This window comes from Mycobacterium sp. NBC_00419, assembly GCF_036023875.1.
Taxonomy (GTDB): Bacteria; Actinomycetota; Actinomycetes; order Mycobacteriales; family Mycobacteriaceae; genus Mycobacterium.
Genome location: NZ_CP107931.1, coordinates 1,361,685 through 1,381,288 on the forward strand (window position 1 = coordinate 1,361,685; position 19,604 = coordinate 1,381,288).

A 19,604-nucleotide genomic window follows, 5' to 3' on the forward strand; every position below is an offset into this window, starting at 1 on the left:
GCTGGAGGCCGCATGAGCACGGGACGCTCGCGGCCCCCTGCCGTGGCGCGGACCATTCGCCTGCTCGCGATACCGATCATCCTGGTCTGGGTGTCATTGACGGTCGTCGCGACCTTCTGGGGCCCCTGGTTGGAGACGGTCGGTCGTCAGCATTCGGTGCCGCTGGCTCCGCAGGACGCCCCCGCCGTGCAAGCCATGCAGCGCATCGGCGCCGACTTCAAAGAATCGAAGTCGGACAGTTTCGCGATGCTGATCATCGAGGGCCAGCAGCCGCTCGGCGAAGACGCGCACGCCTACTACAACGATCTGGTCCGCCAGCTCAAAGAAGATCCCAAGCATGTCGAGCACATCCAGGATCTGTGGAGTGACCGGCTCACCGCGGCGGGCGTGCAAAGCGCGGACGGCAAAGCCGTCTATGTGCAGCTGAATCTGGCTGGTAATCAAGGCACGACCCTCGGCCAGGATTCCATCGCCGCCGCGCGCCATATCGTCGACAAGACCCCTGCACCACCGGGTGTCCAGGCCTACGTCACCGGCCCAGCCGCACTGTCCAGCGATATGCAGCATGCCGGCGACAGATCGATCCTGAAGATGACCCTGATCGGTGCCGTGATCATCTTCGCGGTGCTGCTGCTGGTCTACCGCTCGATAATCACCGTCATCGCCCTGTTGATCACCGTGGGCACCGAGCTGTTCGCAGCCCGCGCCGTCGTCGCCTTCCTCGCCGACCACAGCGTGTTTTCCCTCTCCACGTTCGCGGTCAATCTTCTTGTCGCCCTTGCGATGGCCGCCGGGACCGACTACGGCATCTTCTTCTTCGGGCGGTATCAGGAGGCCCGCCAGGCCGGCGAGGACGTCGAAACCGCCTACTACAGCACGTTCCGTGGGGTCGCGCCCGTGGTGATGGGCTCCGGTTTGACGATCGCGGGCGCGATGCTGTGCCTCAGCGTCACCCGGTTGCCGATCTTCCAGACCATCGGAGTTCCCTGCGCGATCGGCATGGTTGTCGCCGTCGCGGTCGCCATCACGCTGGTGCCCGCGGTGCTGGCCGCGGGTGGGCGCGTGGGCCTGTTCGACCCGACCCGCAAGATCGGGGTCCGCCGCTGGCGGCGGGTTGGTACGGCCATCGTCCGCTGGCCGGCACCCATCCTGGTCGCGACGCTGGCGGTCGCGTCGCTGGGCCTGATCGCGCTGCCCGGCTATCAGACGAGCTACAACGACCGCCTCTACATCCCCGACGACGTCCCCGCCAACGTGGGATATGCGGCAGCACAACGGCATTTCACCCAGGCTCGCATGCTGCCCGAGATCCTGATGATCGAGTCCGATCGGGACATGCGCAACCCCGCCGACTTCCTGGTGCTGCACAAACTCGCCAAGGCGATCTTCCGTGTTCCCGGCATTTCCCGGGTGCAGGGCATCACCCGGCCCGAAGGCACACCGATCGAACACACGTCGATCCCCTTTCTGATCAGCCTGCAGAGTGCTTCGCAGCAGCAGAGCATGAAGTTCATGCGCGATCAGGTCGACCAGATGGGCAAAATGGCCGGCCTGATGGATAGGCAGATCACTGTTCTGAGGCGCATGTACGACTTTCAGAAGCAGATCACGGTCACTACACACAAAACGATCGAGCTGACCACACAGATGGCCGAGGTCGTCGCGCAGTTGCGCGATGCCGTCTCGATTTTCGACGACTTCTTCAGGCCGATCCGTAACTACCTGTACTGGGAACCGCACTGCTACAACATCCCGATGTGCTTCTCGATACGGAGCATCTTCGACGCACTCGACGGGATCAACACTGCGACCGAGAAGTTGCAGGAACTCCTGCCGACCCTCAACACGATGGATGAACTACAGCAGCAGCTGCTCGCGGAGATGCCCCGGCAGATCGCGATCCTGGAACAGATGCGGGACATGTCGAAGACCATGCACGCCACCATGTCCGGCAGCCTCGACGTGATGGACGAAACGAACAACGACGCCAATGCCATGGGGCAGGCCTACGACGCGGCCAAGGACGACGACACCTTCTGGCTGCCACCGGAAGTGTTCGACAACGCGGACTTCAAGAAGGCGATGAGTTCGTTCCTGTCACCGGACGGGAAATCGGCGCGATTCATCATCTCCCACAAGGGAGATCCGGCCACGCCCGAAGGCATCGCACGTACCGACAAGATTCGTACCGCAGCCGAGGAAGCGCTCAAGACCACGCCCCTGTCCGGCGCGAAGATCTACCTGGCCGGCACCGCCTCGACATTCAAGGACTTCCGCGAAGGGTCGAACTACGACCTGCTGATCGCCGGCGTCGGCGCCCTGTGCCTGATCTTCATCATCATGCTGGTCATCACCCGAAGCCTGATCGCCGCACTCGTGATCGTGGGGACGGTGGCCCTGTCGCTGGGCTCGTCGTTCGGCCTGTCGGTGCTCATCTGGCAGTACATCTTCGGCATCAAGCTGCACTGGATGGTGCTGCCGATGTCCGTAATCGTCCTTCTCGCAGTGGGTTCGGACTACAACCTGCTTCTGGTCGCCCGGATGAAAGAGGAGATCGCCGCCGGTATCAACACCGGCATCATCCGCGCCATGGGCAGCACCGGCAAGGTCGTTACCAACGCGGGCCTGGTGTTCGCCTTCACGATGGCCGCCATGGTGGTCAGCGATCTGCAGATCATCGGCCAGGTCGGCACCACCATCGCCATCGGCCTGCTGTTCGACACCCTGGTGGTGCGCTCGTTCATGACCCCGTCCATCGCGGCGCTCCTGGGACGGTGGTTCTGGTGGCCGCAGGTCGTCCGGCCGCGCCCGGCCAGCCAGATGCTGCGGCCCTACGGCACCCGCCTGACGGTTCGCGAACTGCTGGAGCGAGACGAAGTCCGCTCCGAAGAGCCGGTGACCGCCGAACTCCCCCGGCCGGTTACCTGACGGCGGTCCCGTTGGTCTGGCGGCTCTCCGCCGATACGTAACCCGCCAGTGTCTCATCGGCGTCGGCCGGCACGAAGCCGGTGGACTCGATCTTCGACAGGTCCAGCGCACTGCTCGGCGGCCGCGGCGCCACCGGGCCCACCGCCGCCTTGGCGAAGTACGCCGCGGTGCTCACCCCGGTGACCCGCTCGGGATCATGCCCTGCCAGCGCGAAGGTACGCCGCGCCACGTCGGCCCATGAGCCGACCGCTCCCGAACCACTGACGTTGTAGGTTCCGTACGGCGCACCAGTGTCCGTGAGATGCCGTATCGCCCTGGCGATTTCGGAGGCGAACGTCAGGCGCCCGAACTGGTCGTTGACCACCGACGGGTCGACGCCACGCTCGGCCAGCGACAGCATGGTGCGCACGAAATTTCGGCCCTCGCCGATCACCCAGGAGGTGCGCAGAGTGTAGTGCCGCGGCACGGTGGCCACGATCTGATCACCGGCGGCCTTCGTCTGCCCGTATACGCCCAGCGGTGCGACCGCATCGTCCTCGCGATAGGGCCGCGTCGAGGTGCCGTCGAACACATAGTCACTGGACACGTGCACCACCGTGATGCGGTGCGCGGTGGCGACTCTGGCCAGCTCGGCCACACCGGTGACGTTGGTGGCCCACGCCGCAGCGCGCCCCTGCGGGGTCTCGGCGGTATCGACCGCGGTGTAGGCCGCGGCGTTGATGATCGTGTCGTACTCGCGCCACGGCCGTGCGGTCTCCAGCGACCCCGATGCCAGGTCGATGTCGGCGCGCTCGGCGAACTCGACATACGGTGCGCCGGCGTAGGCCACCCGCAGCGCCTGGCCGAGCTGGCCGCCGGCGCCGAGCACCAGAACCTTGCGGCGCGGAATGGGCGTCACATCCGACAACGGCCCCTGAGCGAGGTCCTTGGCCGACAGTTCGGCACGGTCAAGCGGAATCGGCCACTCGATGCCGAGGGCCGGGTCGCCGGGATGCAGCGACGGGTAGGCGACGCCGGCGGAGTAGTGGTCGTTGACCAGATAGCTGTAGACGGTGTTCGGCTCCAGTGTCTGGAACGAATTGCCCACTCCCCGAGGCACAAACACCGCCCGCGACGGGTCGAGTTCGGCGCTGAACACCGTCCCGAACGTCGGGCCCTCACGCAGGTCCACCCACGCCCCGAAGATCCGGCCGGAGCCCACCGAGATGTACTTGTCCCACGGTTCGGCGTGCACACCGCGTGTGGTGCCCGCCGCGTCGTTGAAGGAGATGTTCTGCTGGACCGGCCCGAAATCAGTCATCCCGGCGGCGATCATCTTCTCGCGCTGCCAGTTCTCCTTGAACCAGCCGCGGTTGTCGCCGTGAACCGGCAACTCCCAGATCGTCAGGCCCGGGATGGGCGTGGCAGTCGCGCGCAGCGTCTTGCCGTACTCCGTCATAGCGTGCGCTCCTTACTTACTGCCCGAGCCGGGCGTAGAACGCTTCGGTGGCGTCCTTGGCGGGCGCCCACCAGTCTTCGTGGTCGCGGTACCACTCGATTGTCGCCGACAGCCCGTGCTCGAAGTCGCAGTAGCGCGGCAACCATCCGAGTTCGGTGCGCAGCTTGGTCGAGTCGATGGCGTAGCGCAAATCGTGGCCACTGCGGTCCGGGACGTTGTCGTAGGCGTCAGCGTCGCGGCCCATCATGGTCAGGATCAACTCCACGACGGTCTTGTTGTCCCGTTCGCCGTTGGCGCCGATCAGGTAGGTCTCCCCGATCCGGCCGTCCTCCAGGATCTTCAGCACCGCCGACGAGTGGTCGTCGGCGTGAATCCAGTCCCGGACATTGCGGCCCTCGCCGTACAGCTTGGGCCGGATGCCCAGCAGGATGTTGGTGATCTGGCGCGGGATGAACTTCTCCACGTGCTGGTAGGGCCCGTAGTTGTTGGAACAGTTCGAGATCGTCGCGGCCACCCGATAGGACCGGATCCATGCCCGCACCAGCATGTCGCTGCCGGCTTTGGTCGAGGAGTACGGCGAGGACGGGTTGTAGGGGCTGGCTTCGGTGAACCTGGCCGGGTCGTCGAGCTCCAGGTCGCCGTACACCTCGTCGGTGGAGATGTGGTGGAACCGCACGCCGTATTTGCGGACCGCCTCCAGCAGCGTGAACGTCCCGATCAAATTGGTCTGCAGAAACGGCTGCGGATCAGACAGCGAGTTGTCGTTGTGCGATTCGGCGGCATAGTGCACCACCGCGTCGGTCGAGGCCACCAGGTCGTCGACGAGTTCGGGATCGGCGACATCACCGTGGACGAAGGTCATCCGGCTGGGCGGCATGTCCGCCAGCGACGCGAGGTTGCCGGCATAGGTGAGCTTGTCGAGCACCGTCACGTGGTGGTCGGTGTGATTGACGACGTGGTGCACGAAGTTGGATCCGATGAAACCGGCGCCACCGGTGACCAGCAGCCGAGCCACTACAAGCCCCTTTCCAGGAGCCCCAGCAGATAGGCGCCGTAGCCCGACTTCACCAGCGTCTCGGCCCGCTCACGCAACTCGTCGTCACCGAGAAAGCCCTGCCGCCAAGCGATTTCCTCGGGCACCCCGATCTTCAGACCCGTGCGTCGTTCCATCGTGCGCACGAAGTCGGCGGCATCGGTCATCTGGTCGAAGGTTCCGGTGTCCAGCCAGGCGGTGCCCCGGGGCAACACCTGCACCCGCAGCCGGTTCTGCTCGAGGTAGGCGCGGTTGACGTCGGTGATCTCGTACTCGCCGCGGTCGCTGGGCTTGAGGTCGCGGGCGATCTCCACGACGTCGTTGTCGTAGAAGTACAACCCGGGCACCGCGTAGTTGCTCTTGGGGACCTTGGGCTTCTCCTCCAGCGACACCACCATGCCGGCGGCGTCGAATTCCACCACACCGTACGCGGACGGCTCGGCCACCCAGTAGGCGAAGATCGCTCCCCCGTCGACGGCCTCGAAGGACTTCAGCTGGGTGCCCAAACCCGGCCCGTACAACAGGTTGTCGCCCAGCACCAGGGCGACCTTGTCGGAGCCGATGAAGTCCGAGCCGATGGTGAAGGCTTGAGCCAGCCCATCCGGCGACGGCTGTTGGGCGAACGTAATCGACACCCCGAACCGCGATCCGTCGCCGAGCAACCGCTCGAAGGACTCGGCGTCGTGCGGCGTGGTGATCACCAGGATGTCGCGGATACCGGCCAGCATCAGCGTCGACAGCGGGTAGTACACCATCGGTTTGTCGTAGACGGGGATCAGCTGTTTGGAGACACCCTGCGTGATCGGATGCAGGCGCGTTCCCGAGCCTCCCGCCAGGATGATTCCCCTCATGGCGTCATGGTATCGGCGGTCATCTGGTTCCGCGCGATCGCTCGACGATCCGCACACCCATTCCCAGCGTTTCGTAGATGCGCAGGTCGTCAACCCAGAACGAGCCCTGGAACACCACCAGCACCCCGCGGTCTTCCCGGGTCACCGACAGGATGTCGACCTCGCTGCGGGTCCGCCTGTTGGTCGGCACCACCTGGCCGCGGAACTTCCAGCTGAACGGCTGTCCCACGGCGACGATCTCGAACTCGCTGTCCTCGCTGCCCAGGCCGGCCAGCTTGGCCGCCGCGCGGGCCGCCTGCTGCATGGCCTCCAGGCCCAGCGATCCGGGTTGCACGGGATCCTGGAAGAAGTGCGCCTTGAAGAACCACGCCTCGGGGTGGACGTCGTACTCGGCGACCAGCCGCCCGAGACCCTCGACTCCCCCGTTGGGCCAGAAGTTCACCCGGTCGATCACCTGTAGCCGGCCCTGCGCCAGCCACGGGTCACCGCGAAGTTCGTCGGCGGTGTAGGGCATGGCGATCGGCGCCTGCTCCGAAAGTGACTCCAGCTGACCGGGTTCCACCTTGAGCCCGACCTGGTTCTTGAGTGCCTCGGGGCTGAAGAAGCCGAACGCCGTCTTCATGGTCATCACTACGTGGTCACCCTGAGTGCAGGTGACGTCGAAGAAGACGATGGTCGAACCGCCGCCCTCTGCGTAGCGCTCCAGCGTCGAGGTGATGCGCAGCGTGCCGACCTCGGCGGGCTTGACCAGCACCACCTCGTTGCCGTCGAGGTTGCGGAACACGACGTCGTCGAGACGGTTGGCGGCGAACCCGTTGTAGGACGACAGCCAGCCACAGGGCTGCAGCAGGATCTCGATGAGCACCGCCATCGGGACGGTCGAGGACTTGCCGTCCTCGAAATACCAGGCGTCGGCGGGGACGTCGTATTCGGCGACAACCGTGCCACCCTTGGTCGGTACCCCGGGCGGGCTGTCGACGCTGACGATCCGCGAGACGAAATGGTAGGGCTCGTCGGGTAGCCGGGGTGCCCGGCGGGCTCCGTCGAACGGCGCGTACAGGGAGCCGAAGGCATCCGAGGGCATACCGCGCCCGCAAGCCAGCAGCGCACCGTGGTCACCACGAACGTCCTTGGTGCCCTCCAGGATTCGGATCGGGCCCGGCGCACCGGCCGGCATCGGCCAGTCCGGGACCAGGCGGATTCCGAAGCGGCGGCAGCCGAACACTTTGAAGCCGTCACTGCGGCACAGCAGCGCCGCGTAGATCGTCGGCGTCGGCCCGTCCACGATCTCCTCGATGAACACCTCGTAATCCAGGTGATGGTCGGCCTCCGGGGTGACCTGCCCGCGGCAGACGAAACGCGCCATCTCGCCGGCCACCGGTTCGAAGCGCCAGCCGTCACGTTCGATGGTGAAGCCGTAGGCGGCCATCGCGAACGACAGCGCCTGGGTGGCCGCATCAGCCATCAGGGTGCCCGGCATGCAAGGGTCGTTCTTGAAATGCCCGTCGTAGAACCAGGCGTCCTTGGGCACCGACGCGGTCGCCCGCAGATACCCGCGCCCCCACGGGCCGCCGTCGGGCTGGAACTCGGCGACCTCGTCGATGAGCCGCAGTTTGCCGCGCGGCGGCTTCGGTGTGCGGGTGTGGGCGGCGGCGCGTTCGAAGCCGGGGCCGAAGCATGCGAAGGCATGTCCGTCGGTGAAGGCGTCGAGGTCGGCACGGTCGAACGAACGCTTCTGGGTGACCCGCGGCGGTTCGTCACGGTGCGCACCCTGGCGCGGCACGTCGTCGGCAGCGTCCCACAACACCCCGTCGGAGTGGCTGAGTTCCTCGTTGGAGAAGAACCCGGCCTGTCCGTTGCGCACCGAGATCATCAGCCGATCACCGATGTAGCAGTCGTAGTGGAAGAAGAACAGCCGGGTGTCGCCGTGCTTGGCGTGACCGTCGATGTGGATGTCGTAGCGCAGCGTCTCGCCACCCTTGGGCAGCTCGCCCATGAACGTCAGATCGCAGCCGAGCAACCGGTAGACCCGCTCGCCGCGATTGTGGAAGTCGGCTCCCAGCCACGAAGCCAGCAACAGGTCGGCCTGACCGGACTCGATCACCACACCGGGTGACATCCGGCCGTTGTGCATGTACCAGGCATCCGGGTCGACGTCGGTCTCGGTGACGATCCGGCCGGTGCCCATCGTGCCGGGCTCGCCCTCGATGCTGATCACCCGATCCGCCAGCAGCAGCGGCGGTTCCGGCATCCGCACCAACCGGTCGTACTTGTCGAGTTCGGCGAACAACGGGCCGAACACTTCCGAAATATTGCCTCCGGCAAGCACTTCGAGCTGCGAGCGGGACCACAACGCCTGCTGCGGCGCCGGGGCGGCCGGCGGCTGAGGTGCGGGAGCCGGCGGCGGGGGCGGCGGGGACACCGGAGCCGCAGGTGCGGCCTGGCTCGGGGACGGCGCCGCGGCTGGCGCCGGGACCACGACCGGGGCGACGGCTGCGCGCGGCGGATTCACCGGTGCGGCAACGGGTTGCGGCGACGATGTCAACGCAACCGGCGACGCCGGTGCGTCCACCGTCACCGGCGAGCGCCGGCCGGCGGCCATCGCCAGCATCTCGCCGCGCATCTTCAGGAACGACTCGTGCGCCTCGGCTTGCTGCTCGACGAACGCCGCATGGGCGTGGCCCACCGACTCGACCAGGCTCAGCGCCGCGGCCGTGCGGCCGCTGACCGCGCCCGGCGCCGCATGCACCCGCGCGGGCACGACCTCGGTCGCGGTGACGACGACCTCCCGCTGCGGAATCACCAGCGGCGTCGGATAAGCCGGTGCCGCCTGCATCGTCTGCAGAGTTCCATGGTCGACTTCCGGCATTGGGGCGCTCCCGTTCTCGGATGCAAGTTGAGCTGGTTCGTGGGCGACCGCGACGACGTCGGGCCAGTGGGCGGGCAACGTCACCTTGCGGGTGATGTCGGCCCCCGCCGTGGCCGATTGCCTGCGCAGTTGGTCAAGGCGCGCGTCGAAGGCGTCCACCCGCACCGACAGGCCGTGCACCCACAGCTTGGACACCGACTCGGCAAGCGCCCGCAGTCCGCGGCGTTCCTGCGGGTCCAGGGCCACCGCCACATGCGGGCGATCGCCGAGGATCTTCGGGATCGCCCCGGTCAGAATGGCGCGCGGGCCGTGCTCGACGAACACCCGCACACCGTCTTCCCAGGCTTGCAGGATCGTCGCGGGGAAGTCGATGGGTTCGACGGCCTGCTGCGTGATCGCCGCCGCGGCAGCCTCACTGGTCGGCACATACGCCCGGTTGGAAGCGTTGGTGTAGAACCGCACCCCCGGCGCGACATGCGCCTGGCGGGTGTGGATCGCCCGCCAGGTGTCGGCGAACGGATCCATCGCACTGCAGTGGATCACCATGTCCAGGCCCAGCGGTATCGCACCCGCGCCCTCGATGGCGTCGATCACCCGTTTGCACGCCGCGGGATCGCCGCCGATCACACAGTCATCGGGCGCCTGCACGATGGTCATGTACGCGCGCGGTTCGCGGTCCAGCGCGGCCTCGACCTGAGCCCGGGGTGCGTTGATGCGCCAGCACTCCCACGCTGCCGCCTGCTCGCCCAGCCCCCAGTCGGTCGCCGCCACCCGGCAGCTGCCGGTCAGCTGCTCGCCGTACATGCCCGAGGCTTCGATCTCGCCGAGCATCTCCTCGAGATCACGCCAGACCCCAAAGGCTAGCAGTGAATTGGTCTCCCCCGACGACAGGCCGATGGCCGCGGTCGGCGCCAGCCCGAGCACTGTGCGGGAGAACTCCGCATGCGCCTGGCAGACCAGGGCGCATCCGGTGAGTTGGGTGCGCGGGTCCAGGGTGGTGATGCCGGCGCCGTACAACGGGCGCGCCAGATCACCGACCCCCGACAGACGCGCCGCCAGCGCGTCGCCGAGTTCGGGCCACGCCAGGAACAGATCTCGCCCCGCTCCCGGGTAGGCCGCCGCCGCCCCGGTGAACATGAACGCCAGTTCTCCGGTGGTCGGTCCCTCGGCGAACGCGACACCGGGAATCACCGGCGACTCGCCGCGCTCGAGGCGTTCGATCGCCGCCGAACGCAGCGTCTCCAGCGAGGTGTCGTTGTCGGCCACCACCGAGCACCGCACCGGGCCAGTTCCGCCCGGCTCGCGGCGCTTCATCCGGCCGATGACCTCGTCGCGGCTCTCGCCGGCGTAGCGCTCGACCTGCGGTACCGCGCCCAGCGCCAGCGGCCGGGGTCGATGGCCGACGGCGGACAACGTGACACCGTCGGCACGGCCGCCGAGCGACTCCAGCCAGATCGAGGTCTGGGTTCCACCGGGAGCGGGTTGTGCCCCGTTCTGGTCCACCCGTACCCGGGCACGCAATGCTTCTGCCCGCGAGGCGATTTCGATCGCCGCGCTGGCCGCATGCGTGCGCCCGAAACGTTCGGCGCCGATATTGGCCTCGGGGGCGACGAACGCCCCGTCGGTGTCGATGACGGCGATGATGTCGTCACCGGCGGCCTCGGCGTCGGCGCGCCGCTTGAGGACGAACGCCACCGCGGCATCGCCGTGCGGTTCCCATCCGCCGGCGCCCACCGCGTCGGCGGCACGCTCGTGTGCTGGCTCGCAACACATGTCCACGGCCCCGGCCACGACGGCGTCGAGTTCACCGCGCCGCAGTGCGCGCACAGCGATCCGCAGAGCGGTGATGGCCGACAGCTCCTCGCTGGAGACGGTGAATCCCCAGCCGCGGAAATCCCGTTGGGCGTGAATGCGATTCGCCGGGATGTTGGGCATGGTGCCGACCACGCCGTCGGCGGTCAGACGGGGGGCCGCATCGCTGTTGGCGGCCAGCCAGTCCTGGTCGTCGGCGTGCAGCACCCGAAGCCGCTGCCGCGCGATGGTGGCGTCGCAACCCATTCCGACGATGACTCCGGTGCGTTCCGGGTCGGTGCCGACCTGGTCGAGCGCCTGCCCGGCCGCGGCCAGCATCGTGGTCTGCTGGCTGAGGCTGGACTTGAGTTCACTGGGCGGAAAGCCAAGGCGCACAAGGTCGAGCTCCACCGTATCCAGCGGGGTCGGTTGGGCCTCGGGTCCAAGGGCCCGGCGCCGGAACGACTCGGCGTCGCGTGCGTCGCCGGTCACCACGCCCAGCCCGCAGATGACGATGTCACCCGACGGCGCCGACGGGCGCTGCGCCGTGCGGCGAGCGGGCACATAGTTGGCGACGATCAGGTGGGCGTTGTTGCCGCCGAAACCGAAGTTGCTGACCGCGGCCCGCTTGATCTCGCCGTCCCACGGCGTCGGGGTGGTCGCCAACGTGAAGGGTGTATCACCCAGCGCTGCAGTGGGTTTCTCGCACAAGGCTGGCGCTATGGTCGAGGCCTGCATGGCCGAGAGCACGTTGATCAGGCTGGCCGCACCGGAGACGGTGATGGTGTGCCCGAGGTTGCCCTTGAGCGCCCCGAGCCGCAACGGCACCTCGCCGTAGGCGGCGAAGATGCTCTGCAGTTCGGTGGCGTCACCCAGCGGTGTGCCGGTGGCGTGACAGTCCAGATAGTCGATATCCGACGGGGTGAGGCCCGCCTGCTCCAAGGCGGCCATCATCGCCCGGGTCTGGCCGCCCACCGCGGGGGCCAGGAAGCCGCTCTGGCGACCGTCGTTGGACAGTCCGACGCCCAGGATCACACCGAGAATCCGGTCCCCGGCCTGCTCGGCGTCCTCGAGGCGTTTGAGGGCGACCAGCGCCGCGCCGGCCGCCGGAACCAGACCGTCGGCATCGGCATGGAAAGGCCGTGACCGGCCCGACGGGCTGAGTGCTTGCAGCGCAGTGAAACCCAGATGCAGGAACAGATCGTCGGCGCCGTTGACGCCACCGGCGAGCATGACGTCGGCCTCGCCGTCGTGCAGCGCGTCGCAGGCGAGCTTGATCGCGTAGAGCGATGACGCGCACGCCGCGTCCAGCGCGAAAGCCGGCCCGGTCAGCCCCATCGCGGCCGCCACCAGGTGCACCGGCAGCCCTGAGGAGAACCGGTTGCGGGGATCGGTGTGGCCGTTACCGTTCCAGACACCCTCGACGAACTCGGTATTGCCCGCCGACGGGTAGGACAGGTTGCCGACGATGAGCCCGGTCCGCGGTGCTGCCGACGGACCACCGAGGGCCTGCTGCCCGCAGTAGGCCAGCCAGTGCGAGATCGGGTCGAGGCGGCCGAAATCGGTGATCCGCTCCGCGATCGCACTGACGTCGGGCGACGCGTCGATGTAGCCACCGGTGGCCGAGGACACCCGAAGGCCGGGCTGATCGCTGGCCAGCAAGGCCGCCGGGTCCACTCCCCGCCAGTGTTCGGGCCGGGTGGGCGTCAGCAGGCAGCGTCCGTTCAGGGTCGCGTCGAACAGCGCCTCCGGCGTGGCGGCACCGGGCAGGATGCAGCTGCGCCCGACGATTGCGACGGGTTCGAAACCACTCACGCCGTCGTATCCGCCCCAGTGCCTGCGACGTAGAACTCCACGCCCTCGAGTTCGGCGACCAGCGTGCCGTCGGCGGTCTCCAGCGCGATGTCGAAGTCGACCCGCTTGTCGTTCACCGGTTTCGCGGCGATGCGGCAGCGCAGGCTGCCGCCGTCACCGGACGACTGATGGAAGACCGCCCGCCCGATCCGCACCGGCAGCACCAGCGGCCGTCCGTGCGCGCTCGCCCACAGGATGCCCAGCTGCAACCCGCCGTCGACGCTGACGGGGTCGATCGCCCAATCACCGCCGGGCCACCCGAGATCGTCAAGGCTGTTGAGGATCGCGCTGGCCCCGGCCGGACCGACGGCGTCGAGCTGCTCGATGGCCGCGAATCGGGGCCCGTGGAACAACGGCCCGCCGTAGATCTCCCCGACACCGAACGGCCACTGCTCACCGCCTGCGTCGGGCACCGAGATGGTTGGCGCAGAAGGCGATTCGGTGTCCAGGACGGCCCGGTAGCGCTTGCGGCCCTCCGGGTCGAGCACGCTGACGGTGTAGGCCGACCCGGTCGGCTCGAAGTCCAGCGTGAGCGGCTGCTGCTCGCCTTCGGCGAAGGTGACCCCGGAGAGCACCTGGAAGTCACGGACCACCGGGGATGCGTCCGGCACCAGTCCGCGCGCCGCACGCAGCATCGCGTCGAGCACGATCACCACCGGGACCACGACGCGTCCGCGCACCTGATGGTCGGTGAGCACCGGCAGGGTGTCGGTCGAGACGTCCCAGTCCAGCCGGGCCGCCCGCAGGCGGGCCTCGGCCGGTGCGGCGACGACGATGGCCGTTGACCCGGAACGCCGCAGGGCGTGCTCGGCGAAGAACTGCGCACCCTCGTCGATCGGGATGACACCCACCCCGGACTCCAGGAATCGGCTCTTCAGCGTGGCGTCGACCATGCCGCCGTCCCACGGACCCCAGCCGAAGGCTCGCACCACGCACGCGTCGCCGCGGCGGGCTGATTCGCGCGCCGCGATGGACTCCAGCACGGCATTGGCCGCGGCGTAGGCGCACTGGCCGGGGTTACCGGCCCGCGCGGCGATGGAGGAGAACAGCGAGATGAACCGCAGGTCGTCCGACGAGGTCGCCGCCAGCAGCGCCTCGGCGCCGATCACCTTGGTGTTGAACACCCGGACGAACTGCTCGTCGTCGAGGTCTTCCAGGCGCCGGTCGGCCAGCACACCGGCCCCGTGCACGACGCCGACGATCGGCCCGACATTGCTGCGCACCTCGTCGAGGACGGTGCGCAGCGACTCGGTGTCGTTGATGTCGGCGGCGAAGTACCTGGCCGGGGTGCCTTGGCGCTCGGCGGCGCTCAAGGTGGCGCGGACTTCGCGTTCGGCGAGCAGACGCTCGGCCTGTGCCCGTGCCTGCGGCAGGCTGAGGGCCTCGCCGCGGGACCGCGCCGAAGCGGCGAGCGAGGTGGCGATCTCGGTGGCGGTGGTACCTGTCGGCTCGTCGGCGGTGACCTCCCGCAGGGCGGTGCGGCCCAGCAGCGCCAGGCGCAGGCCGTGCCGTGCCGCCAGAGCCAGCGCGGACTGCGCGGTTACACCGCGTGCGCCGCCGGTGACCACCACGACGCCGTCGGCCGGAACGCTGATCGTCTCGCCGGTGGGTTCGGCGTCGACGTCCTCGACGACGACCAGCCGGGTGCCGTCGCTACGCAGCGCGACCTCCACCCCGCTGCCGCCGGCGAGCAGTTCGGCCACCAGGCGTTCGGGGTCCAGGGTCTCGATGTCGATGGCCCGCACCGAGGCGTTGGGCCACTCCCATGCCGCGGTCTTGGCGACGCTGGCCACACCGATCGGGGTGTCCGCTTCGGCGAAGCGGGCCCCGGTGGACTGCACGGTGACGAAAAGCCGTGAGCGCGAGGAGCTCTTGGCGACACTGCGGGCGGCGTGGAATGCCCGCAGGTGCGTCTCGACGCAGTCTTGCGGCGAGCCGGCCGGCCCGAGGGCGGCCAGGCTGATGACCGCGGCGGCTTCGTGCGGTACGACGTCGACAGCGCGGGCCTTGATGCCGTGGCTGATCATGACGCGCTCGAGATCCTCGGCGAAGGCCGCGTTCTCCCGGGTGATCAGGACCTCACCGTCGCGCAGACCCGCCATGGCGAAGCCGGTCGGCGGGACTTCCCGCATGGCCGCCTCGGCGCAGTCCAAGCCACCTGAGGGCACTGTTGCCGGGGCCGAATGGTGCACGGGCGCAGCGGGTTCGGAGCCGTCACCGGAGGTTGCACCGGAGACCGAGTCGACGACATCCTGCAGGGTGCGCAGGTTGGCCAGCTCGGAGGCCGGGATCTCCGGTGTGCCGGGGAATTTGGCCTGCAATGCCGCCAGGATCTCGACCTGCTTGATCGAATCGATCCCGAGCTCGGACTCCATCTCCATATCCAGGCCGAGCATGTCGGCGGGATAGCCCGTCTTCTCCGAAACGATCGCCAGCACGACCTCACCGGCATCCTGGGTGGAGACCGGGACTGCCGCGGCAGGGGCCGCTGCCGGGGCGGCGGGCGCGGCGGGGGCGCTCGCACCACCGGAGGCGAAACCGGCGATGGAATCGACCACGTCCTGCAGGGTGCGCAGGTTCGACAACTCCGAAGCCGGAATCTCCGGAGCGCCAGGGAACTTCGCCTGCAACGCCGCCAGGATCTCGACCTGCTTGATCGAATCGATCCCGAGCTCGGACTCCATCTCCATATCCAGGCCGAGCATGTCCGCCGGATAACCCGTCTTCTCCGAAACGATCCCCAGCACCACCTCACCGGCGTTCACCGCGGGAGCGGCCACCGGGGCCGCAGCAGCCGGAGCCGCGGGGGCGGCCGGGGCACCCGCCGAGGCGAAGTCGGCAATCGAATCCACGACGTCCTGCAGGGTGCGCAGGTTCGACAACTCCGAAGCCGGAATCTCCGGAGCGCCAGGGAACTTCGCCTGCAACGCCGCCAGGATCTCGACCTGCTTGATCGAATCGATCCCGAGCTCGGACTCCATCTCCATATCCAGGCCGAGCATGTCCGCCGGATAACCCGTCTTCTCCGAAACGATCCCCAGCACCACCTCACCGGCGTTCACCGCGGGAGCGGCCACCGGGGCCGCAGCAGCCGGAGCCGCGGGGGCGGCCGGGGCACCCGCCGAGGCGAAGTCGGCAATCGAATCCACGACGTCCTGCAGGGTGCGCAGGTTCGACAACTCCGAAGCCGGAATCTCCGGAGCGCCAGGGAACTTCGCCTGCAACGCCGCCAGGATCTCGACCTGCTTGATCGAATCGATCCCGAGCTCGGACTCCATCTCCATATCCAGGCCGAGCATGTCGGCGGGATAACCCGTCTTCTCCGAAACGATCGCCAGCACCACCTCGCCGGCGTTCACGGCCAGCGCCGCCGGGGCAGCAACCGGGGCGGGTGCGGCAGGTGCCGGCGCAGGTGCCGCCGCGGCAGCGGGAGCGGGTGCGGGTGCGGGTGCAGCAACCGGCGCAACCACCGGAGCGGGTGCGGCGACCGCAGCAGGCGGCTCGGCGATGGTGTGCACCGTGTGCACTACCTGCTCGGATGCGTGCACGACCACCGGTGCGGGCGTCAGTGCCTGCTGGGCGCTGGAATGCTCGCCGACGATCTCGGCCATCATCTGCGCCGACATCTCCAGGAACGCCTTGTGGGTGTTGGCCACCGCACCGAGGTAGCGCTCGTGCTGCTGGGCGGTCTCCTGCTGGATGCGGTCGATGATGCTCCAGGCGTCGGTGGACAGCGGAGCCTGGGCGGCGGCCGGAGCCGGAGTTCCGGTGCGCGGCAGAACCGGTGCGGGTGCCGGTGCCGCCTGCACCGCCGGCGCGGCGGCGGGTGCACCGTTGCGCGGCAACACCGGAGCCGGAGCGGGCATCGTCTGGACTGCGGCTGCCGCCGGTGTCGGTGCGGGTGACCCGTTGTGCGCGGCGGCCGGGATGGGCGCCGGTGTAGCGACCACCTGCTGCGGCGCGCTCGCCTGGGGCGCGCTCACGCGAGTGCGCTTAGGCTTGATCGAGACCTTGCCGTCCAAAGGCGGATAAGGCTTTCCAACGTTGGCTCCTCCTACCAGCACCGCGTGCTTGGGCGCCGGCACATGCTTGGCCGGCTCGTCGTAGTCGTCGTACAGGGCGGCCAGGTTCAGCGGCACGCCGTCGGCGGCCAGCGCCGCCAGACCACGATGCCAGCCGCGCAGGCCGCCGGCCTTGGGATCATCGAGTGCGACCGCGAGATGCGGTGTGCCATCGAGGATCTGGTCGACCAGCTTGGTCAGCACGCGACTCGGGCCCACCTCGACGAAGCGGGTGACACCGTCGCGGGCCATCGCTTCGACCATCTCGCGGAACCGCACCGGCTGGCGTACCTGATCGCCGAGCTGCTCGGCAACCCCGCCGGCGTAGGTCTGCGCGGTCGCGTTGGCGTAGACGGGGAACTGCGCCTGACCGAACTCCATCGTCTTGAGGTAGGCCGTCAGCGGCTCGGAGGCCGCGGCCACGATCGGCGAGTGGAACGCCGAGGCCACCGGCAGCCGCACCGACGTCCAGCCCGCCGACTTCGCGGCGGATTCCGCCCACGCGATATCTGCGGCCGGCCCTGCCAGAACCACCTGGCCGGGCGCGTTGTCGTTGGCGATCACCAGCGAGGCGGCCGCCTCGGGCTGGCTGTCGAGCAGGGCCCGGACATCGGCGGCACTGGCGGTCACCGCCAGCATCGCGCCGTCGCGACCCTGTCCGGCCTCGGCCATCAGCACGCCGCGGGTGCGCGCGGTGTCGACGAGCCGCTGCGTCGGCAAGACGCCGGCAGCTGCCAGCGCGGTGACCTCGCCGAAGCTGTGCCCGGCCGCGGCCTCGGGGCGCACGCCGAGCACATCGAGCAGGGCGAGCTGGGCCAGGCTGGTGGTGGCGATCGCCGGCTGGGCGTTCTGCATGGCGGTCAGCTCGGCGCGCTGTGCATCCGAGGTGGCTGTATCGAAGGCCGGCTCGGGGAACACCACCCGGTGCAGATCGACAAGGTCGTCGCCCAGGGAGTCCCACACCGCGACGGCGTCCGGGAAGGCCAGCGCGAGGTCGGCACCCATCCCGACGTACTGGCTGCCCTGACCGGGGAACAGGAAGGCCGTCTTGCCGTCGCGAGCGGGACCGAAGCCGACCGAGATGTTGGCGTCCTTGAGAGTGGCCGCGGTGCCGTCGGCGAGCGCCTTGTGCAGCTTCTCGGCCAGCGCCGCCAGAGCGGTCACATCGGCGGCGACCAGACCGGCACGCGCAGTGTGCGACGCGTCGAAGTCGCGGGCCGAATCGTAGGCGAGGCGGGCCAGGCTCTCCCCGCTGCGCGCCGCGGCCGCGATGTCGGCGGCCCGCGTGGCCAGGTCGGCCTCGGAGGCGGCGCTGAGCACCACCAGTTCGCTGGGCAGTGCGCGCAGCCGCTTGGCACGGTGCTCGCCGGTGTACTCCTCGAGCGTCACGTGGAAGTTGCTGCCGCCGAAGCCGAACGAGCTGACCGCTGCCCGGCGCGGCTGGTCGCCGGAGCGGACCCACGGGCGGGTCTGCGCATTGACGTAGAAGGGGGTTTCCTCCAAGCCCATCGCGGGGTTCGGGCGGCCAACCTTCAGCGTGCCGGGCAGTGTCGAATGCTGCAGCGACAGAATGGCTTTGATGAGTCCTGCGGCGCCGGCCGCCGCTTTGGTGTGGCCGATCTGGGACTTGACCGAGCCGAGTGCGATCCGCGCGGAGGAGTCGGTGAACACCTGCTTGAGTCCTGCGAACTCGGCGACGTCACCGGCTTTGGTAGCGGTGCCGTGGGCTTCGAGGAGCTCGACGGTCTCCGGGGCGTATCCGGCTCGCTCGTAGGCACGGCGCAGCGCCTTGGCCTGGCCTTCCGAGCGCGGCGCATACACGCTGGAGGCACGCCCGTCCGAGGACGACCCGAGGCCGCGGATCACCGCGTGAATATGGTCGCCGTCGCGCTCGGCATCACTGAGGCGCTTGAGCGCCAGCATGCCCACGCCCTCACCGATGATCGTGCCGTCGGCGGCATCGGAGAACGGCCGGCAGTCACCCGTGGGCGAGAACGCCGGCGTCTTGGAGAAGCACATGTACATCATCACGTCGTTGAGCGCGTCGACTCCGCCGGTCAGCACCAGGTCGGACTCGTTGAGGTACAGCCGGTGCAGGGCGGCCTGCAGCGCGGACAGCGAACTGGCGCAGGCGGCGTCGACGACGAAGTTGCTGCCACCGAGATCCAACCGGTTGGCCACCCGGCCGGCGACCACGTTGCCGAGCAGACCGGGGAAGGTGCTCTCCTGCCAGGCGGGGTAGGAGTCGGCGATGTCGCCGCAGATCTCGTCGGCCTCCTCTTCGGACAGCCCGTTCTCCAGCAGCGCCTTGCGCCAGATCGGCCGCTGCATCCGCGAGCCCATCTGAACGACCAGTTCGGTGGTGGAGGCGACGCCGAGGACGATGTCGACGCGGTCGAGGTCGACGTCCACACCGGAACGCATGGCCTCGTCGAGCACCTTGCGCGCGGCGATCAGGGCCAGCAGCTGGGCGGAGTCGGTAGAGGGCAACGCGTTGGGCGGCAAGCCGAATTTCACCGGGTCGAACGGCACCGGCTCGATGAAGCCGCCGCGCTTGCAATAGGTCCGATCGACGGCCTTGGGATCCGCGTCGTAGTAGTCGTCGATCAGCCAATGGCTCGGCGGCACGTCACCGATGGCGTCACGACCACCGGTGATGGTGCGCCAAAAACCTTCCAGTCCCGGCTCTCCCGGATAGATGGCTGTCATACCTACGACGGCGACGGGAATCGAGAGGGGGTTGTGCTGCTGGTCTGTCATGACACCTTTTATCCGGGGG

Annotated in this window: 6 protein-coding genes; 1 reads left to right on the forward strand and 5 read right to left on the reverse strand. The window is 68.6% G+C overall.

What is annotated here, in order from left to right; translation table 11 throughout:
* Positions 1–12 precede the first annotated feature (12 nt).
* Positions 13–2,928, forward strand: coding sequence for an MMPL/RND family transporter (locus tag OG976_RS06225; protein ID WP_328359325.1), 2,916 nt, complete (start codon positions 13–15; stop codon positions 2,926–2,928).
* Here OG976_RS06225 and OG976_RS06230 read toward each other — a convergent pair.
* From OG976_RS06230 to OG976_RS06250, 5 genes are read right to left on the reverse strand one after another with little or no spacing between them, the layout of a single operon-like run.
* Complete coding sequence (locus tag OG976_RS06230; protein WP_328359328.1) at positions 2,921–4,366, reverse strand: bifunctional dTDP-4-dehydrorhamnose 3,5-epimerase family protein/NAD(P)-dependent oxidoreductase; 1,446 nt, start codon at positions 4,364–4,366, stop codon at positions 2,921–2,923. The genes OG976_RS06225 and OG976_RS06230 overlap by 8 nt on opposite strands.
* 16 nt (positions 4,367–4,382) lie before the next feature.
* Positions 4,383–5,381 (reverse strand): dTDP-glucose 4,6-dehydratase, encoded by a 999-nt coding sequence (gene rfbB, locus OG976_RS06235; RefSeq protein ID WP_328359331.1) that lies wholly within the window; start codon positions 5,379–5,381, stop codon positions 4,383–4,385.
* Positions 5,381–6,250, reverse strand: coding sequence for a glucose-1-phosphate thymidylyltransferase RfbA (gene rfbA / locus OG976_RS06240; protein WP_328359334.1), 870 nt, complete (start codon positions 6,248–6,250; stop codon positions 5,381–5,383). The genes rfbB and rfbA overlap by 1 nt, the downstream gene beginning before the upstream one ends.
* Positions 6,251–6,269: 19 nt before the next feature.
* Positions 6,270–12,725 carry a beta-ketoacyl synthase N-terminal-like domain-containing protein gene (locus OG976_RS06245; protein WP_328359337.1) on the reverse strand — a complete coding sequence of 2,152 codons (6,456 nt, stop codon included), beginning with the start codon at positions 12,723–12,725 and terminating at the stop codon, positions 6,270–6,272.
* The gene (locus tag OG976_RS06250) at positions 12,722–19,585 is read right to left on the reverse strand and encodes an SDR family NAD(P)-dependent oxidoreductase (protein WP_328359340.1); all 6,864 of its coding nucleotides are present in this window, start codon (positions 19,583–19,585) and stop codon (positions 12,722–12,724) included. Before OG976_RS06250 ends, OG976_RS06245 begins: the two co-directional genes overlap by 4 nt.
* Positions 19,586–19,604: the final 19 nt, after the last annotated feature.